Origin of the sequence: Streptomyces sp. NPDC006610, assembly GCF_040611575.1 — a bacterium.
Taxonomy (GTDB): Bacteria; Actinomycetota; Actinomycetes; order Streptomycetales; family Streptomycetaceae; genus Streptomyces.
Map to the genome: position 1 here is coordinate 3435 of NZ_JBEXOP010000018.1, position 23050 is coordinate 26484.

General features: G+C 71.1%; 18 protein-coding genes, 4 tRNA genes and 1 pseudogene. 9 read left to right on the forward strand and 14 right to left on the reverse strand.

All coding sequences use genetic code 11. From position 1 onward, the window contains the following. From ABZY13_RS16650 to ABZY13_RS16660, 3 genes are all read right to left on the reverse strand, one after another. On the reverse strand, positions 1-1922 hold a 1922-nt coding region (locus ABZY13_RS16650; RefSeq protein ID WP_356631237.1), incomplete at its 3' end, for a DEAD/DEAH box helicase. A gap of 243 nt (positions 1923-2165) precedes the next feature. Beyond that, positions 2166-2714, reverse strand: a complete 549-nt coding sequence (locus ABZY13_RS16655; RefSeq protein ID WP_356631239.1) for a hypothetical protein — start codon at positions 2712-2714, stop codon at positions 2166-2168. 161 nt (positions 2715-2875) lie between these two features. Continuing rightward, the gene (locus ABZY13_RS16660; protein ID WP_356631241.1) at positions 2876-3226 is read right to left on the reverse strand and encodes a metallopeptidase family protein; all 351 of its coding nucleotides are present in this window, start codon (positions 3224-3226) and stop codon (positions 2876-2878) included. Positions 3227-3333: 107 nt separating this feature from the next. On the opposite strand from ABZY13_RS16660, the gene ABZY13_RS16665 reads away from it, so the two are divergent. The 4 genes from ABZY13_RS16665 to ABZY13_RS16680 all read left to right on the forward strand — a co-directional run bounded on the left by ABZY13_RS16665 (position 3334) and on the right by ABZY13_RS16680 (position 5299). Beyond that, positions 3334-4923, forward strand: coding sequence for a metallophosphoesterase (locus ABZY13_RS16665; RefSeq protein ID WP_356631243.1), 1590 nt, complete (start codon positions 3334-3336; stop codon positions 4921-4923). Between the two features lie 81 nt (positions 4924-5004). Continuing rightward, positions 5005-5077 (forward strand) — tRNA-Glu (locus ABZY13_RS16670). 50 nt (positions 5078-5127) lie between these two features. Then, positions 5128-5202: transfer RNA gene (locus ABZY13_RS16675), tRNA-Asp, on the forward strand. A 23-nt stretch (positions 5203-5225) separates the two neighbouring features. Continuing rightward, positions 5226-5299: transfer RNA gene (locus ABZY13_RS16680), tRNA-Phe, on the forward strand. A gap of 17 nt (positions 5300-5316) precedes the next feature. Here the strand turns inward: ABZY13_RS16680 and ABZY13_RS16685 are convergent. Further along, positions 5317-6351: an ABC transporter permease gene (locus ABZY13_RS16685; RefSeq protein WP_356631245.1), complete on the reverse strand. Its 1035-nt coding sequence runs from the start codon at positions 6349-6351 to the stop codon at positions 5317-5319. A gap of 76 nt (positions 6352-6427) precedes the next feature. On the opposite strand from ABZY13_RS16685, the gene hrpA reads away from it, so the two are divergent. The 3 genes from hrpA (at position 6428) to ABZY13_RS16700 (ending at position 10983) form a co-directional block, all read left to right on the forward strand. Continuing rightward, positions 6428-10372: an ATP-dependent RNA helicase HrpA gene (hrpA, locus tag ABZY13_RS16690; protein WP_356631247.1), complete on the forward strand. Its 3945-nt coding sequence runs from the start codon at positions 6428-6430 to the stop codon at positions 10370-10372. 93 nt (positions 10373-10465) lie between these two features. Then, a tRNA-Asp gene (locus ABZY13_RS16695) sits at positions 10466-10540 on the forward strand. 257 nt (positions 10541-10797) lie between these two features. Then, the gene (locus ABZY13_RS16700) at positions 10798-10983 is read left to right on the forward strand and encodes a DUF6274 family protein (protein WP_356631249.1); all 186 of its coding nucleotides are present in this window, start codon (positions 10798-10800) and stop codon (positions 10981-10983) included. A 315-nt stretch (positions 10984-11298) separates the two neighbouring features. Here ABZY13_RS16700 and bldC read toward each other — a convergent pair whose 3' ends face one another. Both bldC and ABZY13_RS16710 read right to left on the reverse strand, forming a co-directional pair. Next, a complete protein-coding gene (gene bldC, locus ABZY13_RS16705) occupies positions 11299-11505 on the reverse strand; it encodes a developmental transcriptional regulator BldC (protein WP_003949541.1) in 207 nt (68 codons plus the stop codon). 541 nt (positions 11506-12046) lie between these two features. Continuing rightward, positions 12047-12898, reverse strand: a complete 852-nt coding sequence (locus ABZY13_RS16710; RefSeq protein WP_356631251.1) for a hypothetical protein — start codon at positions 12896-12898, stop codon at positions 12047-12049. Positions 12899-13118: 220 nt separating this feature from the next. Between ABZY13_RS16710 and ABZY13_RS16715 the strand changes: the two genes are divergently transcribed. Both ABZY13_RS16715 and ABZY13_RS16720 read left to right on the forward strand, forming a co-directional pair. Further along, positions 13119-14213 carry a Glu/Leu/Phe/Val dehydrogenase dimerization domain-containing protein gene (locus tag ABZY13_RS16715; RefSeq protein WP_356631253.1) on the forward strand — a complete coding sequence of 365 codons (1095 nt, stop codon included), beginning with the start codon at positions 13119-13121 and terminating at the stop codon, positions 14211-14213. 314 nt (positions 14214-14527) lie between these two features. Then, entirely contained in the window at positions 14528-14779 is a 252-nt protein-coding gene (locus ABZY13_RS16720; protein WP_356631255.1) for a DUF3073 domain-containing protein, read from the forward strand. Positions 14780-14860: 81 nt separating this feature from the next. Here ABZY13_RS16720 and purM read toward each other — a convergent pair whose 3' ends face one another. The 8 genes and pseudogenes from purM to purS form a co-directional block, all read right to left on the reverse strand. Beyond that, positions 14861-15925, reverse strand: coding sequence for a phosphoribosylformylglycinamidine cyclo-ligase (gene purM / locus ABZY13_RS16725; protein WP_356631257.1), 1065 nt, complete (start codon positions 15923-15925; stop codon positions 14861-14863). 45 nt (positions 15926-15970) lie between these two features. Next, a complete protein-coding gene (purF, locus tag ABZY13_RS16730; RefSeq protein ID WP_356631259.1) occupies positions 15971-17500 on the reverse strand; it encodes an amidophosphoribosyltransferase in 1530 nt (509 codons plus the stop codon). Positions 17501-17572: 72 nt separating this feature from the next. Then, entirely contained in the window at positions 17573-18391 is an 819-nt protein-coding gene (locus tag ABZY13_RS16735) for an META domain-containing protein (protein ID WP_356631261.1), read from the reverse strand. Positions 18392-18431: 40 nt separating this feature from the next. Continuing rightward, positions 18432-19229, reverse strand: coding sequence for a sterol carrier family protein (locus ABZY13_RS16740; RefSeq protein WP_356631263.1), 798 nt, complete (start codon positions 19227-19229; stop codon positions 18432-18434). A gap of 117 nt (positions 19230-19346) precedes the next feature. Further along, positions 19347-19517 (reverse strand): annotated as a pseudogene (locus tag ABZY13_RS16745) (Uma2 family endonuclease); the annotation flags it as partial. A gap of 63 nt (positions 19518-19580) precedes the next feature. Next, entirely contained in the window at positions 19581-21839 is a 2259-nt protein-coding gene (gene purL / locus ABZY13_RS16750; RefSeq protein ID WP_356631265.1) for a phosphoribosylformylglycinamidine synthase subunit PurL, read from the reverse strand. Continuing rightward, the gene (gene purQ / locus ABZY13_RS16755; RefSeq protein WP_356631267.1) at positions 21836-22540 is read right to left on the reverse strand and encodes a phosphoribosylformylglycinamidine synthase subunit PurQ; all 705 of its coding nucleotides are present in this window, start codon (positions 22538-22540) and stop codon (positions 21836-21838) included. The genes purL and purQ overlap by 4 nt, the downstream gene beginning before the upstream one ends. Next, on the reverse strand, positions 22537-22800 hold the full coding sequence (gene purS, locus ABZY13_RS16760) for a phosphoribosylformylglycinamidine synthase subunit PurS (protein WP_020124274.1): 264 nt from the start codon (positions 22798-22800) through the stop codon (positions 22537-22539). Before purS ends, purQ begins: the two co-directional genes overlap by 4 nt. Positions 22801-23050 lie beyond the last annotated feature (250 nt).

Genomic DNA, 23050 nt, shown 5'->3' on the forward strand with positions numbered 1-23050 from the left:
CGACGGAAACCACCACGGTCGCCACCGCGGTCGTCACGACGCTCGAAGGAACGGCCACCACGGTCGCCGTCACGACGGTCGTCACGACGGTCGAAGGAACGGCCGCCACCGCGGTTGTCACGGTCGTCCCGGTTGAACGGACGACGCTCACCGCCACGGTCGTCACGACGGAAACCACCACGGTCGCCACCGCGGTCGTCACGACGCTCGAAGGAACGGCCACCACGGTCGCCGTCACGACGGTCGTCACGACGGTCGAAGCGCTCGGCACGCTCCGGCCGCTCGGCGCGCTCGAAGCGCTCCGTCCGCTCGACGCGCTCCACCCGGTCCACGTCCTGCGCGGCCGGCTGCTCCGGCACCACCACGGCGGCCTCCTCGGCCACCACGGTCGTCTCCGCCGTCACGGCCCCCGCGGCGCCCTCCGCCTCGGTCACCGCGTTCACCGCGGCCTGCGGGTCCTCCCCCCGCTCCCGGGCGAGCCGGGCGACCAGGCGGTCGGCCTCCTCGCGCAGCTCGGCCGCGCGGCGCTGCGCCCGCTCCAGCTGCTTGGCGAGCTGGGCGACCTCGCGCTCGGCCTGCTGGGCGGCGTGGCCCGCCGACTCGGCCTGGACCTCGGTCATCGAACGGGCGCCGGTGATCTCGGCGACCTCGGGGTCGAAGGCGCCGGCGCCCTGGATGATGTGGCGCGTGGCGTCGACGCCCGCGTCCTCCATCAGCCGGAAGATCTGGCGCCGCTGGTGCGGCAGGGCCAGGGAGACGACGGTGCCGGTGCGGCCCGCGCGGGCGGTGCGGCCGGCCCGGTGCAGGTAGTCCTTGTGGTCGCCGGCCGGGTCGACGTTGAGGACCAGGTCGATGCCGTCCACGTGGATGCCGCGTGCGGCGACGTCGGTGGCGACCAGGACGTTGACGTACCCGTCCTTGAAGTCGGCCAGCGTCCGGGTGCGGGCGCCCTGGGTCATGCCGCCGTGCAGCGCCTCGGCCTTGGCGCCGGAGTCGCGCAGCTGCTCGGCGACCCGGTCGGCGCCCAGCTGAGTGCGCACGAAGATGATGGTGCGGCCCTTGCGGGAGGCGATGGCCGCGGTGACCGGCGCCTTGTCCTTGGGCTTCACGATCAGGATGTGGTGGGACATGGTCGTCACCGCGCCCTGCGCCGCGTCGACCTCGTGGGTCGCCGGGTCGGTCAGGTAGCGCTGGACGAGGGTCTGGATCTCGTTCTCCATGGTCGCGGAGAACAGCATCCGCTGGCCGCCCGCCGGGACCTGGTCGAGCAGCTCGGTCACCTCGGGCAGGAAGCCCAGGTCCGACATCTGGTCGGCCTCGTCGAGGACGGTGATCCGCACGTCCTCCAGGGAGCAGGCGCCGCGGTTGATGATGTCGCGCAGGCGGCCCGGCGTCGCGACGAGGACGTCGACGCCGCGCTCCAGGGCGTAGATCTGGTTGCCCATCGAGGTGCCGCCGCAGACGACCTTCATCTTCAGGCCGAGGACGTCGCCGTACGGCTGGAGGGCGTCCGCCACCTGCATGGCGAGTTCGCGCGTCGGGGTCAGGATGACGGCGCGGGGCTTCTTCTTCTCGGTGCGGCCGCCGGCCAGGGTGGCCAGGGTCGGCAGACCGAAGGACAGGGTCTTGCCGGAGCCGGTGCGGCCACGGCCCAGGATGTCCTTCCCGGCCAGCGCGTCCGGGATGGTCGCCGCCTGGATCGGGAAGGGGACCGTCACGCCGTTCTGCGCGAGCTTGCGCACGACGCCCTCGGGGAGCCCCAGCTCCGCGAACGTCGGTTCGGGGGTCTCGGGGGTGGCGTCAGAGGCCTCGACGGCTTCGAGGGTCTCGACGGCTTCCGCGGTGGTGTCGGCGTCGAGGGTGGTGTCGAGGGTGTCGGTGCTCTCGGGCACGACGATCAGATCGGTGCTGGACATGGACATACGTATGCGAAACCTTCCGGAGTCTCGTCGGCACGCGCCCGTCAACTCCGTGTTCGCAATACGACCGCCTCAATGCGGTCAGCCACGGCAAGGGAGAGAACGCGCCACACGGCGCGCTCTGTGGTGGCGCCGGGCAAATGGGATCAAACGATCTACCACCATACGCACCCTCCACCCCGCAAGGCAAACCGGTTCCGGTTGACGTGGGTCACACCCCGTCGGCGCGGGTCCGGCCGCCGCCGGTCAGCCGGGAACGGCCGCCGCCGGCGCGGGAGCCGGTTCCCGGTGCCCGAGCTGCGGTGCGGGATCCGGGTTCGCGGAGGACGAGGGCTCGGCGGCCGTGGGGGCGGGGGAGGCGGGCGGCTCCGGCGACGGGGCGGGCGGCTCGGCCGTCGGGGCGTCGCCGCTCGGCGTCGGCTCTCCCGGCGTGGGGGCGGCGCCTCCCGGTCCGGCGGGGCCGCCGTGTCCGGAGGGCGGCGAGGCGGGGGCGTCGGCGCGCGGGTCCTCGGCCTTGGAGAAGGGCGTGCTGGACTTCCCCGGCTTGGGCTTCTCGCCGTCCTTGCCGCGCTTGTCGCGCGCGTGCTCCGCGTCGCCCACGGCCCCGCCGTGCCCGGCGCCGGCACCGGGGGCGGCCCGGTCCGCGCCGGGGTCCTCGCCGCCCCGCTGTCCGGCGGAGTGGGACGGTTCGGCGCGGCGTCCGTCGTCGCCGACGCTCATGCAACCGGTGGTGGTGGCGGCGACGACGGCGACGACCGTGGCGGCCAGGCGGACGGGAACGGACAAGGGGCGCACGGGCAGCCACCTCCGGTGGAGGGTGAAGGAGTCAACGTGCCCAACTCCCGCCACCCCTGAGAGGACACGCGCCCCGCACGACCGCCCCCGTCACCGCGCCCGGCTCACGCCTGCCCGTGCCCGCGCCGCGTGTGCCCGAGCCGCACCCGACCGTGCCCGGGTCACCCGTACCCGAGCGCGTGCAGCCGCGCGTCGTCGATGCCGAAGTGGTGGGCGATCTCGTGCACCACGGTGATCTCCGTCTCCGCGACGACGTCCTCCCGCGACTCGCACATCCGCAGGGTCGGCCCCCGGTAGATCGTGATCCGGTCGGGCAGCACCCCCGCGTACCACTCGCCCCGGTCGGTCAGCGGGGTCCCCTCGTAGAGCCCGAGCAGCTCGGGATCGTCGGCGGGCGGTTCGTCCTCCACGAACACCGCGACGTTGTCCATCAGTCGGGTCAGCTCCGGCGGGATCCGGTCCAGGGCCTCGGCGACCAGTTCCTCGAACTCCTCGCGCGTCATCTCCAGCACACGGCCCATTGTCGGGTACGACACCCCCGAGGGAGACCCGCGCGCACGCATCCGCCACCCGGCGGGACACCCGCATATCCAGCCACGGACATGGGCATACGGCACCAATGGCACGCGTCCCGGCCGCCTTCACGCACCTGTTCGCCCGTAGGAACCCGTCCCCGACCGACCCCGCGAAGAAGCCCCGCCGTCCCGGCCCGCGACCCGGCGCCGATCCCGCGCCACGGCCCTGGGTGCGCGCCCTCGGGCTCATGGCCGTCGTCCTGCTGGGCGCCTGGCTTGGCCTGCTGATCGTCGGCAACGTCCGGGTCCCGGTCGGCCCGATGGACACGACGATGACGCTGCGCCCCTCACTCACCGGCGGCACGAAGATCAACGTCTCCCCGCTGGGCGCCCTCGGCCTGGACAGCCACGTCGCGCCGGTCCGCCTGGACGTCAACGTCGACCAGCTCGACCCGGACCGCGCCCAGGCCCTGGTGGACCACCCCGAGCGCCTGTCCGGCCTCCAGGACGAGGTCGCCCGGGACGTCGGGCACGGCGCGCGCGACCTGGCCCTGCGCTCGTGCGTCGCCGTCGTCTCGGGCGCCACCGCGCTCGGCCTCGCCGTCTACCGGCGGCCCCGCCGGGCGCTGGCGGCGGGCGGTCTGGCGCTGGCCCTGCTGGCGGCCTCCGGGACGACGGCGTACGCCACCTGGAACCCCAAGTCGGTCCTGGAGCCGAGGTTCTCCGGGCTGCTCTCCTCGGCCCCCTCCCTGGTCGGCGACGCCCGCAGCATCGTCACCGAGTTCGACGTCTACCAGCGCGAACTGGCCCGCCTGGTGACCAACGTGACCAAGCTGTACGACGCCACCTCCACGCTCCCCACCTACGCCCCCGACCCCACCACCATCCGCGTCCTGCACGTCTCCGACATCCACCTCAACCCGGCGAGCTGGAAGATCATCGCCTCGCTGGTCGAGCAGTACCGGGTGGACGTGATCGTCGACTCGGGCGACACGATGGACCACGGCACGGCGGCGGAGAACGGCTTCCTGGACCCGATCGAGGACCTGGGCGCCCCGTACGTCTGGGTGCGCGGGAACCACGACTCGACGCTCACCCAGCGCTATCTGGAGGGACTCAGGAACGTGCACGTCCTGGACGACGGCCGGGCCAAGACCGTCGCGGGCCTGCGGTTCGCGGGCATCGGCGATCCCCAGTTCACCCCCGACCGCTCGGCCGAGCCCGGCGCGGAGGCCTCCCAGGAGCTGGCCGGCGCCCGCCTGGCGTCGGCCCTGCGCGACCAGCGGGCCGCAGGCAGGCCGGTGGACGTGGCGATCGCCCACGAGCCGGCCGCCGCCCGGCAGACGGACGGCGCGGTCCCGCTGGTGCTGGCCGGCCATCTGCACCACCAGGAGATGGAGGTGCTGCCCTACGGCACCCGGCTGCGCATCGAGGGCTCCACCGGCGGCAGCGGCCTGCGCGCGATCGAGGACGACGAGCCGGACCCGATCGAGGCGTCGATCCTGTACTTCGACCGCGACAGCCGCCGCCTCCAGGCCTGGGACGCCATCCGGCTCGGCGGGCTCGGGCTGACGACGGCCGAGGTCAGCCGCCATCTGGTGGAGGAGAACCAGCCCGGGGCGACCCCGTCCCCGACGGCCCCGGCGAGCGGCTCGCCCGCCGTCTCCTCCCCCGCCCCGCCTTCCGGGCCGTGAAACCGTTTTGGCGATACCTCTCGCCATCCCATATGCTTCTCACGTCCCCGACGCGCTGAGAAGCGCCCAGGCGGGCCGATAGCCCTCATCGTCTAGCGGCCTAGGACGCCGCCCTTTCAAGGCGGTAGCACGGGTTCGAATCCCGTTGGGGGCACGCAGTACGGTGTGCGACACTTACGTTCGTCGGTTCGCACACGACAGCTTGGTCCTGTGGAGCAGTTTGGAGTGCTCGCCACCCTGTCAAGGTGGAGGCCGCGGGTTCAAATCCCGTCAGGACCGCTGAGGTTTCGTCGAAACCTCGTGGCTGGGTAGCTCAGTTGGTACGAGCGATCGCCTGAAAAGCGATAGGTCGCCGGTTCGACCCCGGCCCCAGCCACACCCCGGAAGCCCCGCTCAGTGAGCGGGGCTTTCGTCGTGCCGGACGGACTCGACGGGTTCCGCCTCCCGGCCGCCCGGGTGGCGGTGGCGCCAGGTCCAGAAGACCGCGCAGGAGACCAGGGCCCAGCCGGCCAGCACCAGGAACGGGAAGGCGTGCTGGTGGCCGGGGAAGTACACGGCCGTGTGCTGGGCGTTGACCGAGGCGCCGGGCGGCAGCCACTGGCCGATCAGGCCGAACGGGGACGGCAGCAGCGGCCAGGAGACGGCGCCGCCCGAGGACGGGTTGCCGATCAGGACCATCAGGCCCCAGGTCGGCAGCATGGCCCAGCGCCCGAACAGGGTGTTGAACATCGTGAAGACCATGCCGGACGCGAACATGGTCAGCGACAGGATCATCCAGGACTGCACGAACGGCAGATCGAGGGCGTCCAGCAGCCAGTCGACCGCCGCGGCGATCGCGAGCCCGCCGAGCAGGGCGTATCCGGCGGTGAAGGCGATCCGTTCGAGTGGATTGAGCCCACGGGCGTGGACGCTCAGCTGGATCGCGCCGACGAAGCCGATGATCACGGCCGCGAGGGAGATGTAGAAGATCGCCAGGCCCCGCGGATCGCCCTCCTGGAGGGGTGTGAGGTCCTTCACGGTCACCGTGATCCCGGTCTGCTCGCCCACCTCCGCCGCCGCCTTCTCCAGGACCTCGGCGACCGACGCCCCCGAGGCCCCGGAGACGTCCAGCGTGACGGCGTCCCGGCCGGCCGGGACGTCCAGCACCGCGAACACCTCCTGGTCGTCCACCGCCTCCACCGCCGCGTCCCGGCTGCCGTAGGGATGCAGCTTCACGGAGGCGTCCAGCGCCTGCTCCAACCCGGCGATGAAACGCCGGCCCGGCTCCTGCTCGTAGGCGCCGACCACCGCCGCCGGGACGGTGCGCGGGGTCGGGTCGGCCATGGCGTACGTGTAGGAACCGGCGAAGAGACCGGCAGCGGCGGCGATGATCAGCGTCAGCACGGCCGCCGGCAGGAACGGGGACCCACTCTGCGCGGAATCGGACATAAGGCCCAAGCTAGATCATCGGCACCGGCAAATCCGGTCGCCACCGATTTCCCCGAGGTGAGATCCTGGAAGCCGTATGTCTACGCACCCCGCCCCCGCCCTCGGCACCCTCGCCTCCCGCCTGACCGAGCTGTCGCTGCGCGACGCCCACCGCCTCGGCCGGAGGCTCGAAGGCGCGCGCCGGATCCGCAAGCCGGAGGCCCGCGCCGCCGTCCTCGCCGAGATCGAGGCCGAGGCGACCAGGGCGGAGGCGCGGATGAGCGAGCGCCGGGCCAAGGTCCCCGAGGTCACGTATCCCGAGCAGCTGCCCGTCAGCCAGAAGAAGGACGAGATCGCGGCCGCCATCCGCGATCACCAGGTCGTCATCGTCGCCGGTGAGACCGGGTCCGGGAAGACCACGCAGATCCCCAAGATCTGCCTGGAGCTGGGCCGGGGCGTGCGCGGCATGATCGGGCACACCCAGCCCCGCCGGATCGCCGCCCGCACGGTCGCCGAGCGCGTCGCCGACGAGCTGCGCACCCCGCTCGGCGAGGCCGTCGGCTGGAAGGTGCGGTTCACCGACCAGGTCAACCCGGACGCCACCTTCGTCAAGCTGATGACGGACGGCATCCTGCTCGCCGAGATCCAGACCGACCGCGAGCTGCGCGCCTACGACACGATCATCATCGACGAGGCGCACGAGCGGTCGCTGAACATCGACTTCCTGCTGGGCTACCTCGCCCAGCTGCTGCCCAAGCGGCCCGACCTCAAGGTCGTCATCACCTCGGCGACCATCGACCCGGAGCGCTTCTCCCGGCACTTCGGCGACGCCCCGATCGTCGAGGTCAGCGGCCGGACCTACCCGGTCGAGGTGCGCTACCGGCCGCTGCTCGAGGACGACGCCGAGGACGCCGACCGCGACCAGATCACCGCGATCACCGACGCCGTCGAGGAGCTGATGGCGGAGGGGCAGGGCGACATCCTCGTCTTCCTCTCCGGCGAGCGCGAGATCCGGGACACCGCGGACGCGCTCAACAAGAAGCAGTACCGCTTCACCGAGGTGCTGCCCCTGTACGCACGGCTGTCGCACGCCGAGCAGCACCGCGTCTTCCAGCCGCACACCGGCCGCCGGATCGTGCTGGCGACCAACGTCGCCGAGACCTCGCTGACCGTCCCCGGCATCAAGTACGTCATCGACCCCGGCTTCGCCCGGATCAGCCGCTACAGCCACCGCACCAAGGTGCAGCGGCTGCCCATCGAGCCGATCTCCCAGGCCAGCGCCAACCAGCGCAAGGGCCGCTGCGGCCGCACCTCCGACGGCATCTGCATCCGCCTCTACAGCGAGGAGGACTTCGCCGCCCGCCCGGAGTTCACCGACGCGGAGATCCTGCGGACCAACCTCGCCTCCGTCATCCTCCAGATGACCGCGGCCGGCCTCGGCGACATCGAGAAGTTCCCCTTCATCGACCCGCCGGACCACCGCAACATCCGCGACGGCGTCCAGCTCCTCCAGGAGCTCGGCGCGCTCGACCCGGCGCAGAAGGACCCGCGCAAGCGCCTCACCGACATGGGCCGCAAGCTGGCCCAGCTGCCCGTCGACCCGCGCCTGGCCCGGATGGTGCTGGAGGCCGACAGGAACGGCTGCGCCCGCGAGGTCATGGTGATAGCCGCCGCGCTGTCCATCCAGGACCCGCGCGAGCGCCCCGCCGACAAGCAGACCCAGGCCGACCAGCAGCACGCCCGCTTCAAGGACGAGACCAGCGACTTCCTCGCCTACCTCAACCTGTGGCGTTACATCCGCGAGCAGCAGAAGGAGCGCGGTTCCTCCTCCTTCCGGCGGATGTGCAAGCAGGAGTACCTCAACTTCCTGCGCATCCGCGAATGGCAGGACATCTACAGCCAGCTGCGCACGGTCGCCAAGCAGATGGGCATCCACCTCAACGAGGACGACGCCCCCGCCGACCGCGTCCACGTCTCCCTCCTCGCGGGCCTGCTGTCCCACATCGGGATGAAGGACGTGAAGGACGGCAACAAGAACGAGTACCTGGGCGCCCGCAACGCCAAGTTCGCGATCTTCCCCGGCTCGGCGCTGTTCAAGAAGCAGCCCCGGTTCCTGATGTCCGCAGAGCTGGTGGAGACGAGCCGGCTGTGGGCGCGGGTCAACGCGAAGATCGAGCCCGAGTGGGTCGAGCCGCTCGCCGGGCACCTGCTCAAGCGCACGTACTCCGAGCCGCACTGGGAGAAGGACCAGGCCGCGGTGATGGCGTACGAGAAGGTGACGCTGTACGGCGTCCCGATCGTCGCTCAGCGGAAGGTGAACTACGGCCGGATCGACCCCGAGGTCAGCCGGGAGCTGTTCATCCGCAACGCCCTCGTGGAGGGCGACTGGCGCACGCACCACAAGTTCTTCGCCGACAACCGCCGGCTGCTGAGCGAGGTCGAGGAGCTGGAGCACCGGGCGCGGCGCCGGGACATCGTCGTCGACGACGAGACGCTGTTCGACTTCTACGACCAGCGGGTCCCCGAACACGTCGTGTCCGGGGCGCACTTCGACTCCTGGTGGAAGCGCAAGCGGCACGAGCAGCCCGACTTCCTCGACTTCGAGCGGGAGATGCTCATCCGGGAGTCGGCGGAGGCGGTCACCAAGGCCGACTACCCGGACACCTGGCGGCAGGGGCCGCTGAAGTTCCGCGTCACCTACCAGTTCGAGCCGGGTGCGGACGCCGACGGCGTCACCGTGCACATCCCGCTCCAGGTCCTCAACCAGGTCACCGACGAGGGCTTCGACTGGCAGATCCCGGGCCTGCGCGAGGAACTGGTCACCGAGTTGATCCGCTCCCTGCCCAAGCCGATCCGCCGCAACTACGTCCCGGCGCCGAACTTCGCCAAGCGCTTCCTGGACGCGGCCGTGCCCCTCCAGGAGCCGCTGACCACGACCATGGCCCGCGAGCTGAAGCGGATGGTCGGCGTGCCGTTCACCGCGGACGACTTCGACTGGGCGAAGGTGCCGGACCACCTGCGGATCACCTTCCGGATCGTCGACGAGCGGCGGCGCAAGCTGGCCGAGGACAAGGACCTGGAGGAGCTGAAGCTGCGGCTGCGGCCGAAGGCCCGCCAGGCCCTCTCCCAGGCCGCCGCGGCCACGGCCGAGCGGCAGGGCGGCGAGTCGCTGGAGCGCTCCGGGCTCACCGACTGGACGATCGGCTCGCTCACCCGCGTCTTCGAGACCCGCCGCGCCGGCCAGCCCGTCAAGGCGTACCCGGCGCTCGTGGACGACGGCGACACGGTCTGCGTACGCCTCTTCGACACCGAGGCGGAGCAGGCGGAGGCGATGTGGAAGGGCACCCGCCGGCTGATCCTGCGCAACATTCCGGTCAACCCCGCGAAGTTCGCATCCGAAAAGCTGACGAACGCTCAGAAGCTGGCGCTGTCGGCCAATCCGCACGGTTCCGTCCAGGCCCTGTTCGAGGACTGCGCGACGGCCGCGGCGGACCGGCTGATCGCCGACTTCGGAGGACCGGCCTGGGACGAGGAGTCGTACCGCAAGCTCTACGACAAGGTGCGCGCGGAGATCGTGGACACGACCGTGCGGACGGTGGACCGGGTCCAGCAGGTGCTGGCCGCCTGGCAGGCCTGTGAGCGCCGCCTGAAGGCCGTACGCAGCCCCGCGCTGCTGCCGAACCTCCAGGACGTCCGGGAGCAGCTGGACGCCCTGGTGAGGCCCGGCTTCGTCACGGCGACGGGGCTGCGGCGACTGCCGGACCTGATGCGGTATCTGGTCGCGGCGGACCGGCGCCTGCAGCAGATGCCGACCAACGTCCAGCGGGACACCACCCGGATGGAGAAGGTCCGGGAGATGCAGGACGAGTACGCGTGGCTGCTGGAGCAGATGCCGCAGGGGCGGCCCGTGCCGGCGTCGGTCCTGGACATCCGCTGGATGATCGAGGAGCTGCGGGTCAGCTACTTCGCCCACGCCCTCGGCACGGCGTACCCCGTCTCGGACAAGCGCATCGTGAAGGCCATCGACGCCGCCGTCCCGTAACGGGCCCCGCACACTGGGTGAGTTCGACCCGGGGCTCACCCTCCTGTAGAGTCTCTTCTCGCAGCGCAACGCGGAATTCGCGCCGCGAAACCTGGTCCTGTGGAGCAGTTTGGAGTGCTCGCCACCCTGTCAAGGTGGAGGCCGCGGGTTCAAATCCCGTCAGGACCGCAGCGAAGTGAGGCCCGTCTCCCAAGGGGAGGCGGGCCTCGGTCGTTCCCGGGCCGCCAACTCGCCCCCGGCGCGGCCCCGGAGGCCCTTCCGGCGGCTTCCGGGCGGCTTGTCGGCGGCCTGCGGTCGCGGCACGGCCCCGGACGCCGCCGGTCGGCCGCTCGTGGCTCAAGCGCTCCCCTGCGGCTTGACGACGTCACATTCCGTCGGTACCCAGAAACCAGGCAGTGTTCCGGTACGGCCCCCGGGGGTGGCGTATGGCGGCATCGGCCAGGCACGCGACGCGGGCGCTGCTGCGCGCGCATCTGTCGGCCGCGTCGTCCTACGGACACCGGGCCCGGCACTGCCCGATCTGCCACCGCCTGCTGCGCCTGGCGATGGACTCCGCGCCCCGGCAGCCGCAGGGCGGCCCGGACGAGCGCGTCGACGAGCGGATCGACTAGTTCCATTAGCCCGAGCCCGTCTGTCGTGACAAGCGGAACGGCATGTGACGGGTGTCACTGCATGAGTTTTTGAAGCGGCGGTATCGACCCGTTGCCCGGAACGGGTCAATTTAATATGTGCAATTGCACCGCCCTCACAGACGCTCAACAGTCCCCACCAACCGGGCACAAAAAAGATCGCGCTGGACCCGGCGGAGTCCAGCGCGATCGACGACGAAAAGTTCTGTTGGGGCAGTCCCTCACGTCGGTTGGAGCTGTGGTGACGGGCGCACCGGCCGGTGGGGGACCAGCCGCCTTGCCCGGCTATTCAGTTGTTCAGGCCTCGCTGCGCTGCTGCGGGATGCCCGCGAGCAGTGCGCGGACCTCGGCCTCGCGGTAGCGCCGATGCCCGCCCAGCGTGCGGATCGACGTGAGCTTGCCGGCCTTCGCCCACCGCGTGACCGTCTTCGGGTCGACGCGGAACATCGTGGCGACTTCAGCCGGGGTCAGCAGCGGCTCGGCATCAGGGGTGCGAGCGGTCATGAGCGGCCTCCTCGGGAGAACCGAACCATCTCGGTTCTTTCCTCTAAATTCTGCACCTTGACCCGCGTTGCCCGAAATGGCGGACGCGAGTCGAGTCGGTTATAGGACGAACGGCTTGTCCTCGGCACTACAACTACACCATCTGTCCAGCCGCGTCGGCCAAACCGATGGAATTGCCCTCCCAGGTGTTCATCAGCGACGGAAGCCGATGGACCATGCCATAGCGGACAGTCACGCCACTGTGACGATCAGTCACAGGACGATCAGGAGTCACCAGACCCCCCAAAGCGTGCAATGCTGAGATCCCGCCCACAGTTGAGCACATGGGACGGAAGGAGCCCTCCCCGGACTCCTTGTCCTATTTTGGCATGAGGAGGGGCAAGCGGCGCAAGGGCCGGGTAAGTGCGCTCCATCACGCTTGTCGCCTGGGTCACATGCTTGACAGAATCGCCCGGATCGCTGTCGAAGTCCGTTGTTGACGCCCCGTAAGCCCGTTCCCCGGCACCTCCCGCGACGGCACCGTACGGCACGGCGGAGGACGTCAGTTCGCCGAACGCAGGTCCCGCACCGACCGCCACCGCTCCACCAGCCGCGCGTACGCCTCGCCCGCCGCCGGGCCGTCCCCGGTGCGCAGCGCCTCGATCCCCTCGGCCACGTCGGCCGCCGAGTGGTCGCCCGCCAGATCGGCCGCCGGCAGGGCGTGCACCAGCCCGCCGTAGTCCAGCTCGACCAGCGAGCGCGGGTGGAACTCCTCCAGCCAGCGCCCCACGTCCAGCAGGCCGTCGATCAGCGGCCCCTCGTCCATCGCCGCGCGCAGCGTCCGCAGCCCCCGGGCCACCCGCCGGCGGGCCTGCACCATGGGCGTGCGGTAGCGCAGCACGGGCGCGGCCCGCCCGGGCTCCCCGGTCCCCTCGGCGTACTCCCGCTCGTCGTCGGAGACCAGCACGAACCAGCTCAGCGGCACCTGCCAGGTCGCCGTGCGGATCCACGGGCGGGCGTCGGGGTTGGCGGCCAGCCAGCGCTCGTAGTCCTGGGTGGCCTGGTGGCGCACCAGCGGCGGCAGGACGACGTCCAGCAGCGGCGGCGGCAGCTCCTCGGCGAGGTCCCCCAGGGCCTGCCAGCCGCGCAGCCGAGTGCGCCACGGGCAGACGTGCACCACGCCGTCGGACTCCAGCACGAAGGCGTCGCCGCTCTCGTGCACCGGCACCGGGACGGGCGGGGTGGGCAGCAAGTCGGCCAGGGAGCGGCGCAGTTCGTCCTGGCAGGACGGGAGGTCGGGGCGGCGGGCGTAGCGCGCCCAGTGGCCGCGCTCCGGCTCCGGGAAGGCGGCCAGCGGCTCGTACACGCGCAGGTACGCCGCGTACGGCACGATCACCGAGGACACCTTGGGCACGCCTGCTCCCTCCCCCGGCCGGCGCCGGGGAAAACCGGTGGTCCCGACGGCGGCGCCGCGGGAAATCCCTGCAAATCGTCGCACGCCCGTACCTCTTCCGTAGGTGATCCCCGCCACTGCCCTTCCGGGCGGCCCGGAAGGGCTTAATCTCGTGCTCACAGGCCCCCGCCACCATCACGGGAGCCGCCACCACCGCCGCTTCACATCAGGAGTCACCACAGTGACCGAGGTAACCGACGGCGTCCTGCACACCCTCTTCCACTCGGAGCAGGGGGGCCACGAGCAAGTCGTGCTCTGTCAGGACCGCGCCAGCGGCCTCAAGGCCGTCATCGCCATCCACTCCACCGCCCTGGGCCCCGCGCTGGGCGGCACCCGCTTCTACCCGTACGCGACCGAGGCGGAGGCCGTCGCCGACGCGCTCAACCTCGCCCGCGGGATGTCGTACAAGAACGCCATGGCCGGGCTGGACCACGGCGGCGGCAAGGCCGTGATCATCGGGGACCCCGAGAGGATCAAGACCGAGGAACTGCTGCTGGCCTACGGCCGGTTCGTCGCCTCGCTCGGCGGCCGCTACGTCACCGCCTGCGACGTCGGCACCTACGTGGCCGACATGGACGTCGTGGCCCGCGAGTGCCGCTGGACCACCGGCCGCTCCCCGGAGAACGGCGGCGCCGGCGACTCCTCCGTCCTCACCGCCTTCGGCGTCTACCAGGGCATGCGCGCCTCCGCGCAGCACCTGTGGGGCGATCCCTCGCTGCGCGGACGCCGCGTCGGCATCGCCGGCGTCGGCAAGGTCGGCCACCACCTGGTGGAGCACCTGCGCGCCGAGGGCGCCGAGGTCGTGATCACGGACGTGCGCGAGGACGCCGTACGGCGGATCCTCGACCGGCACCCGCAGGGCGTGTCGGCCGTCGCCGACACCGAGGCGCTGATCCGCGTGGAGGGCCTGGACGTCTACGCCCCCTGCGCGCTCGGCGGGGCCCTGAACGACGACACCGTGCCGGTGCTCACGGCGCGCGTGGTGTGCGGCGCGGCCAACAACCAGCTCGCCCACCCCGGCGTGGAGAAGGACCTCGCGGACCGCGGGATCCTCTACGCGCCCGACTACGTGGTGAACGCCGGCGGGGTGATCCAGGTCGCCGACGAGCTGCACGGCTTCGACTTCGAGCGGTGCAGGGCGAAGGCCGCGAAGATCTACGACACCACGCTGGCGATATTCGCACGTGCGAAGGAAGACGGTATTCCGCCGGCCGCCGCGGCCGACCGGATCGCCGAACAGCGGATGCACGAGGCCGCCGCGGCGCGCGGAAGGTGACATTCCGGCCGGCCGCGCGAGCGGCCTGACCGGGGTTTGCGCGGTACCTGCCGGGGGGCGGTTGGAGAGAACTCTCACTTCTCCCGGCGGGTCGCCCGTGGATAAGTGGTTAAAATCGCCACTGACCAGCGAGGACGGGGCGCCTCAAAGGTTCTGGGCACACGCGCGTGCTGCGGGCGACGTACCGTATGGGCGTGGGCTCAGGTACCGTGGAAGCCCTACGGACCGGTCTCTCCGCGGAGAGTCCGTTCCGGATCATGAACGCGTGTCAAGACTCTGGGGCCGTCGAGCCCCGTCGTTGAGGGGGTCGAGCCATGGGGCGCGGCCGGGCCAAGGCCAAGCAGACGAAGGTCGCCCGCCAGCTGAAGTACAACAGCGGTGGGACTGACCTCTCACGCCTGGCTGAGGAGCTGGGCGCATCGACGTCGAATCCGTCGCCAAACGGCGACCGTTTCGAGGACGATGAGCACGACGACGACCTGTACGCAAAGTACGCCGACCTCTATGAGGACGACGACGAGGAAGAGGACGGCCAGTCCTCCTCGCAACACCGTCGCGGCGCCTGACGCCTACAGCGGCTCTGCCGTGTCTTCACCCGGTCCGGGGCGACCAGCGCCGGACCGGGTTTCGTGCTGCCGACGCGCGTCCTACGCGTAGTCGCCCACCAGCTCGGCTCCCGTCGTGCGCTCCTCGCGGTCGGTGATCTCGCCGGCCACCCAGGCGTCCACTCCGCGGTCGGCGAGCGTGGCCAGCGCCACGTCGGTGGACTCCTCGGGCACGATCGCCATCATGCCGACGCCCATGTTCAGCGTCTTCTCCAGCTCCAGCCGCTCCACGTCGCCCGTCCGTCCGACGACGTCGAAGACCGGGGCCGGCGTCCAGGTGGAACGGTCCACGATCGCGTGCAGTCCGTCCGGGATCACCCGGGCCAGGTTGGCGGCGAGCCCGCCGCCGGTGATGTGGCTGAAGGCGTGCACCTCGGCGGTGCGGGTCAGCGCCAGGCAGTCCAGCGAGTAGATCTTGGTGGGCTCCAGCAGTTCCTCGCCGAGGGTGCGGCCGAAGTCCTCCACGCGGGCGTCCAGGGCCATTCCGGCCCGGTCCAGCAGGACGTGACGGACCAGCGAGTACCCGTTCGAGTGAAGCCCGGAGGAGGCCATCGCGATGACCGTGTCCCCCTTGCGGATGCGGTCCGCGCCGAGCAGCCGGTCGGCCTCCACCACGCCCGTGCCGGCGCCGGCGACGTCGAAGTCGTCCTCGCCCAGCAGACCGGGGTGCTCGGCCGTCTCGCCGCCCACCAGGGCGCAGCCGGCCAGCACACAGCCCTCCGCGATGCCCTTGACGATCGCGGCGACCCGCTCGGGGTGGACCTTGCCGACGCAGATGTAGTCGGTCATGAACAGCGGCTCTGCGCCGCAGACGACGATGTCGTCCATGACCATGGCGACCAGGTCGTGGCCGATCGTGTCGTACACGCCCATTCGACGGGCGATGTCGACCTTGGTGCCGACGCCGTCGGTGGCGGAGGCGAGCAGCGGACGCTCGTAGCGCTTGAGGGCGGAGGCGTCGAAGAGGCCGGCGAAGCCGCCGAGGCCGCCGAGGACCTCGGGGCGCTGCGTCTTCTTCACCCACTCCTTCATCAGCTCGACGGCGCGGTCGCCCGCTTCGATGTCGACGCCCGCTGCTGCGTAGCTGGCACCAGTTGTCTCAGACATGGCGATGAGAACCTTCGTGTCGTACGGCAGGGTGTGGCGGGCGCCCTACGGGCGGCGGATGGCGTCGGCCGCGGCCGTGGCGGCGGGCCCGGCGGCCAGCTCGGTCTCCAGCAGCTGCTTGCCGAGCAGCTCGGGGTCCGGCAGCTCCATCGGGTACTCGCCGTCGAAGCAGGCGCGGCACAGGTTCGGCTTGGCGATGGTGGTCGCCTCGATCATGCCGTCGATGGAGATGTACGCCAGGGAGTCGGCGCCGAGCGAGGTGCCGATCTCGTCGATGGTCATGCCGTTGGCGATCAGCTCGGCGCGGGTGGCGAAGTCGATGCCGAAGAAGCAGGGCCACTTCACTGGCGGCGAGGAGATCCGGATGTGGACCTCGGCGGCGCCCGCCTCGCGCAGCATCCGCACCAGGGCCCGCTGGGTGTTGCCGCGGACGATGGAGTCGTCCACGACGACCAGCCGCTTGCCCTTGATGACTTCCTTCAGCGGGTTCAGCTTGAGCCGGATGCCGAGCTGCCGGATGGTCTGCGAGGGCTGGATGAACGTACGCCCGACGTAGGCGTTCTTCACCAGGCCGGCGCCGAAGGGGATGCCGGAGGCCTCCGCGTAGCCGATCGCGGCCGGGGTGCCCGACTCCGGCGTGGGTATGACCAGATCGGCCTCGACCGGGGCTTCGGCGGCGAGCCTGCGGCCCATCTCCACACGGGACAGGTAGACGTTCCGGCCGGCGATGTCGGTGTCCGGGCGGGCCAGGTACACGTACTCGAAGACACAGCCCTTGGGCTTCGCTTCCGCGAATCGGGAGCTGCGCAGACCGTTCTCGTCGATGGCGAGGAACTCGCCCGGCTCCACCTCGCGCACATAGCTCGCGCCGCAGATGTCGAGTGCGGCGGACTCGGAGGCGACGACCCAGCCGCGCTCCAGGCGGCCGAGGACCAGCGGGCGGATGCCCTGCGGGTCACGGGCGGCGTACAGGGTGTGCTCGTCCATGAAGACGAGGGAGAAGGCGCCGCGCACCTGGGGGAGGACCTGGTGGGCCCCCGCCTCGATGGTCAGCGGCTTGCCGTCCTCGTCGGTCTGCGCCGCGAGGAGCGCGGTCAGCAGGTCGGTGTCGTTCGTGGCGGCCACACGGGTGCTGCGGCCCCCCTCCTGCTTGGGCAGGCCGGCGACCATCTCCGCGAGCTGCGCGGTGTTGACCAGGTTGCCGTTGTGGCCGAGCGCGATCGAGCCGTGCGCGGTGGCGCGGAACGTCGGCTGGGCGTTCTCCCAGACGGAGGCGCCGGTGGTCGAGTAGCGGGCGTGACCGACCGCGATGTGGCCCTGGAGCGAACCGAGGGACGTCTCGTCGAAGACCTGGGAGACCAGGCCCATGTCCTTGAAGACGAGGATCTGGGAGCCGTTGCTGACCGCGATCCCCGCGGATTCCTGACCTCGATGCTGGAGGGCGTAGAGCCCGAAGTACGTGAGCTTTGCGACCTCTTCGCCCGGAGCCCAGACACCGAAGACGCCACACGCGTCCTGGGGGCCCTTCTCGCCGGGAAGCAGATCGTGATTGAGTCGACCGTCACCACGTGGCACGCCACCGAGTGTAGGCGAGATCGACCACTGGTCCGAATTGGGGAATCTGCGCCCGGCCCGCGGCGCGCCGGGTCACTCGCTCGCCACCGCGGTCAGGGTCTCACCGTTTTCCCTGGTCAGCGTGAGGGTTCGGTGATCGATCCGATAACTGACGGTCTGGTCGAAGAACGCCAGCAGACGCTTTTCCGTCTCCATGAGTGAGGCGTCGCACATCATCCGGGTCGTCGAGGCGGTGCCCAGGGTGATGCGGCCGTCGCTCACGGTGGCCTCGGCGTTGACCCGGTTGCAGGCCAGCCTGCCGCCGACGGCGCCGGTCCGCTCGTCGAACACCAGGTGGGCCCTGCCCTCGGCGCCCTGCGGCAGGGACTGCACGACGCCGTCGGCGCCGGTGCCCGTGACCGTCCACTTGGTGCCGTGCAGGGGGGCGCTCTTCTCTTCGCTCAGTCGCACGGTGTCTCCCGCGTCGGTCGTGAGGGTGAGCCGGCCCTTGCCGACGTCGGTCTTCAGGGCGCCGTCGGCGAGGATGCGGGCGAAGGTCTCCTCGAAGGTCATCGCCGGTTCCTCACAGGCCATCTCGGTCGCCGAAGCCTCGCCGAGGGTGACGCGGTCGCCGGCGAAGGAGGCGCGGGCGCTGAACTGGTTGCAGCCGTAGCTGCCCTGCGCCCTGCCCTTGTCGTCGATGGTGACGTGGGCCGACGCGGGCGCCTTGCGGGTCCTGCCGTCGGCGGTGACGCTGTCGACGGACCAGTGGACGCCGGTGACCCCGGCCGGCTTCCCGGCGCCGGCGGTTCCCCTGCCGCCGTCGGCCTTCTCCGTGCCGCAGGCCGCGGCGAGCGGGAGCAGGACGAGGGCGGCGGCCGTGCGGGCGATGAGCTGCTTCTGCCTGTACATGCCGGTTCGACGGCGCAGGTCCGCGGGCGGTTCCACCGGCTCACGCCAGCAGCGGCAGATACGCGCTCAGATCCGCCCGCTCACCGCTGGCGCTCACCCGCGCCCCGTCGAGCGCCTCCTGCCAGCACGTCCGTCCGGTGGCGAGCCGCACCCAGGTCAGCGGGTCGGTCTCGACCACGTTGGGCGGGGTGCCCCGGGTGTGCCGGGGCCCCTCGGCGCACTGCACCACGGCGTACGGCGGAATCCGCACCTCCGTCGCGCCGCCGGGCGCCTTCGCGGCGAGCGCGTCGGCGAGCAGCCGCGTGCAGGCGGCCAGGGCCTGCCGGTCGTACGGCACCTCCAGGCCCGGCACCGCGGCGTTCAGGTCGTCGGTGTGGACGACCAGCTCGACGGTGCGGGTGACGACGTAGTCGGCGAGCGGAAGGGCGCCCGCGCTGGTGGGCAGCAGCCGCGAACCGGGGTGCGCGTCGAGGGCGTCGGTGAAGCGCTGCTCGACCTCGCCGAGGTAGGCGTCCAGGTCGGAGTGGCGTCCGGCCAGCTCACGGGCGGTGTCGGCGATCCGCCCGGCGTCGGCGCCGATGGCGGACGGCCAGTCCAGCAGCGCCGCGTCCTGTCGGGCCGGTTCCGGCTCGGCCACGAGCAGCCCGACGGCCCGCAGCGCCATCCCGACGTGCGCCGCGAGGTCCCGTACCGTCCACTCCCCCAGCCGGGTGGGCAGCGCCAGCTGCTCGGGGGTGAGCGTCCGGACGGCCGCCCGGACGTGGCCGAACTGCGCGAGGACGGCGGCGCGGGTCCTGGCGGGATCGTAGGCGCGGGGGCGCTTCCTGGCCGGTGGCATGCGATCGAGTCTAGGGAGGGCGCCACTCGTACGTGCGTACGTCCGGGAAAGAGGCCTGGGTGGGGCGGCGGCCGACGACACTGGACGGTGCCGGGAAGGGGGGCAGCATGGCGGTCAGCCGCCGACCTCCCGATCCGGGAAGCTGTGCACGATGACCGTGCAGGCGTCCCGGTCGGTCAAGAGGTACGGCGGGATGCCGCACTCGCCGTGAATGGCGGGCTTCTCGTGCCGGTCCCGCCGGTCCGTGTCCGAGTCGTACGAGGTGACCTCGACGACCATGAGAGCTCCTGCGCCGAGGCACGACGAGGTCCCGCCCGGAGTCGGGCGGGACCTCGTTCCCGTGCGCACCGCTCAGGCGAGCAGCGCCGGAATCGTCGCCTCGTGCGCCTCGCGCAGTTCCGCCAGGGAGAGCGTGAACTCGCCCTGGACCTCCACCGTGTCGCCGTCCACGACGCCGATGCGGGTGACCGGGAGGCCCCGGGCGCCGCACATGTCGTTGAAGCGGAGTTCCTCGGAGCGCGGGACCGAGACGATCGCGCGGCCGGCGGACTCGGAGAACAGGAAGGTGAAGGCGTCCAGACCGTCGGGGACGATCAGGCGGGCGCCCTTGCCGCCGAGCAGCGCCGACTCCACGACCGCCTGGATCAGGCCGCCGTCGGACAGGTCGTGCGCGGCGTCGATCATGCCGTCGCGGGAGGCGGAGATCAGGATCTCGGCGAGCAGGCGCTCGCGCTCCAGGTCGACCTCGGGCGGCAGCCCGCCGAGGTGGTCGTGGATCACCTGGGACCAGGCCGAGCCGCCGAACTCCTCGCGGGTGTCGCCGAGGAGGTAGATCAGCTGGCCCTCCTCCCGGAACGCGACCGGCGTGCGGCGCGCCACGTCGTCGATCACGCCGAGGACGGCGACGACCGGCGTCGGGTGGATGGCCGCCTCGCCCGTCTGGTTGTAGAGCGAGACGTTGCCGCCGGTCACCGGGGTGCCGAGCTGCCGGCAGGCGTCCGCGAGACCGCGTACGGCCTCCGCGAACTGCCACATGACGGCCGGGTCCTCGGGCGAGCCGAAGTTCAGGCAGTCGGAGACGGCGAGCGGCTTGGCGCCGGTCGTCGCGACGTTGCGGTACGCCTCGGCGAGGGCCAGCTGCGCGCCCTTGTACGGGTCGAGCTTGGCGTACCGGCCGTTGCCGTCCGTGGCGATGGCGACGCCGAGGCCGGTCTCCTCGTCGATCCGGATCATGCCGGAGTCCTCGGGCTGTGCGAGGACCGTGTTGCCCTGCACGAAGTGGTCGTACTGGGAGGTGATCCAGGACTTGGACGCCTGGTTCGGGGACGCCACCAGCCTGAGGACCTGGTCCCTCAGCTCCTCGGACGTCGCCGGGCGGGGCAGCTCGTTCGCGTCGTCGGCCTGGAGGGCGTCCTGCCAGGACGGGCGGGCGTAGGGGCGCTCGTAGACCGGGCCGTCGTGGGCGACGGTGCGCGGGTCGACGTCCACGATCTTCTCGCCGTGCCAGAAGATCTCCAGCCGGTCGCCGTCGGTGACCTCGCCGATGACGGTGGCGATGACGTCCCACTTGTCGCAGATGGCGAGGAAGCGGTCGACCTTGTCGGGCTCCACGACCGCGCACATGCGCTCCTGCGACTCGCTCATGAGGATCTCCTCGGGCGAGAGCGTGGAGTCGCGCAGCGGTACGTCGTCCAGGGTGACCCGCATGCCGCCGGAGCCGTTCGACGCCAGCTCGGACGTGGCGCAGGACAGGCCCGCCGCGCCGAGGTCCTGGATGCCGACGACCAGCTTCTCGGCGAACGCCTCCAGGGTGCACTCGATGAGGAGCTTCTCCTGGAAGGGGTCGCCGACCTGGACGGCGGGACGCTTGGAGGGCTTCGCGTCGTCGAAGGTCTCGGAGGCCAGGATCGAGGCGCCGCCGATGCCGTCGCCGCCGGTCCGGGCGCCGTACAGGATGACCTTGTTGCCCGCGCCGGACGCCTTCGCGAGGTGGATGTCCTCGTGCCGCATCACGCCGATGGCGCCGGCGTTGACCAGCGGGTTGCCCTGGTAGCAGGCGTCGAAGACGACCTCGCCGCCGATGTTGGGCAGGCCCAGGCAGTTGCCGTAGCCGCCGATGCCGGCGACGACGCCGGGCAGCACGCGCTTGGTGTCGGGGTGGTCGGCGGCGCCGAAGCGCAGCGGGTCGACCACGGCGACCGGGCGCGCGCCCATCGCGATGATGTCGCGCACGATGCCTCCCACGCCGGTGGCCGCGCCCTGGTAGGGCTCCACGTACGACGGGTGGTTGTGCGACTCGACCTTGAAGGTGACCGCGTAGCCCTGGCCGACGTCGACCACGCCGGCGTTCTCGCCGATGCCCACGAGGAGGGCGTCGGACTGCGGGGCCTTCTCGCCGAACTGGCGCAGGTGGACCTTGCTGCTCTTGTACGAGCAGTGCTCGGACCACATGACGGAGTACATGGCGAGTTCGGCGCCGGTGGGACGGCGGCCGAGGATCTCCACGACCCTCTCGTACTCGTCCTTCTTCAGGCCCAGTTCGGCCCAGGGCAGCTCGACGTCGGGGGTCGCGGCCGCGTGCTCGACCGTGTCCAGAGGCGTCCGGCTCATGCGTTGACCAGCTTCTTGAGGATCGAGGTGAAGAACGGCAGGCCGTCGGTGCGGCCCGACCCGATGAGGGGCTCCACGGCGTGCTCGGGGTGCGGCATCAGGCCGACGATGTTGCCGGCGGCGTTGGTGATGCCGGCGATGTCGCGCAGCGAGCCGTTGGGGTTGTAGTGCTCATCAGCGACTCCGTCGCGGGCCACGTAGCGGAACGCGACCCGGCCCTCGGCCTCCAGCTCGTCCAGCGTGTACGCGTCGGCGACGTAGCGGCCGTCCATGTTCTTCAGCGGGATGTGGATCTCCTGGCCCGCCGTGTAGTCGGTCGTCCAGGCCGTGTCCGCGTTCTCCACCCGCAGCTTCTGGTCGCGGCAGATGAAGTGCAGGTGGTCGTTGCCGAGCATCGCGCCGGGCAGCAGGTGGGCCTCGGTGAGGATCTGGAAGCCGTTGCAGATGCCGAGGACCGGCAGCCCGGCCTTCGCCTGCTCGATGAGCGGCTCCATCACCGGCGAGAACCGCGCGATGGCCCCGGCGCGCAGGTAGTCGCCGTAGGAGAAGCCTCCGCACAGCACCACGGCGTCGACCTGCTTGAGGTCCTTGTCCTTGTGCCAGAGGGCGACGGGCTCGGCGCCGGCGAGGCGGATGGCGCGCTGGGTGTCCCGGTCGTCGAGGCTGCCCGGGAAAGTGACGACGCCGATACGAGCGGTCACTTGGCCGCCTCCGCCACTTCCTCGACCTTCACGGTGAAGTCCTCGATCACGGTGTTGGCGAGGAAGGATTCGGCAAGATCGTGGATGCGGGCGAGCACGGCCTCGTCGACCGGTCCGTCAACTTCCAGTTCGAATCGCTTTCCCTGACGTACGTCCGAGATCCCTTCGAAACCCAGACGCGGCAGCGCACGCTGGACCGCCTGGCCCTGGGGGTCGAGGATCTCCGGCTTGAGCATGACGTCGACTACGACGCGTGCCACGGGCACTCCCGGTGGTGTGGTGCTGAGCAGGTTCCTGCAGTGACTTCAGCGTACCCGCACAAAATTTCTACGCGAGTAGAGTTGTAGGAAGCCACAGAACCATGGTCACGGTCCGGCATCGGAGGGGCCTGTTCACGAAAAGTTCCGGGAAAGATCCGCGATCCGCACGCGATACCTATTGCGCCGGAGACACGCGGGGAGATTTAGTCGGGCTTCACATTGCTTTGCCGGGCACTGTACAAATGAATTG

Bases quoted from the DNA above. Each gene is read 5' to 3' on its own strand.
- ABZY13_RS16665 (WP_356631243.1), top strand. From the start codon at position 3,334: ATGGCACGCGTCCCGGCCGCCTTCACGCACCTGTTCGCCCGTAGGAAC.
- ABZY13_RS16685 (WP_356631245.1), bottom strand. From the start codon at position 6,351: ATGTCCGATTCCGCGCAGAGTGGGTCCCCGTTCCTGCCGGCGGCCGTG.
- hrpA (WP_356631247.1), top strand. From the start codon at position 6,428: ATGTCTACGCACCCCGCCCCCGCCCTCGGCACCCTCGCCTCCCGCCTG.
- ABZY13_RS16700 (WP_356631249.1), top strand. From the start codon at position 10,798: ATGGCGGCATCGGCCAGGCACGCGACGCGGGCGCTGCTGCGCGCGCAT.
- bldC (WP_003949541.1), bottom strand. From the start codon at position 11,505: ATGACCGCTCGCACCCCTGATGCCGAGCCGCTGCTGACCCCGGCTGAA.
- ABZY13_RS16720 (WP_356631255.1), top strand. From the start codon at position 14,528: ATGGGGCGCGGCCGGGCCAAGGCCAAGCAGACGAAGGTCGCCCGCCAG.
- purM (WP_356631257.1), bottom strand. From the start codon at position 15,925: ATGTCTGAGACAACTGGTGCCAGCTACGCAGCAGCGGGCGTCGACATC.
- ABZY13_RS16735 (WP_356631261.1), bottom strand. From the start codon at position 18,391: ATGTACAGGCAGAAGCAGCTCATCGCCCGCACGGCCGCCGCCCTCGTC.
- ABZY13_RS16740 (WP_356631263.1), bottom strand. From the start codon at position 19,229: ATGCCACCGGCCAGGAAGCGCCCCCGCGCCTACGATCCCGCCAGGACC.
- purL (WP_356631265.1), bottom strand. From the start codon at position 21,839: ATGAGCCGGACGCCTCTGGACACGGTCGAGCACGCGGCCGCGACCCCC.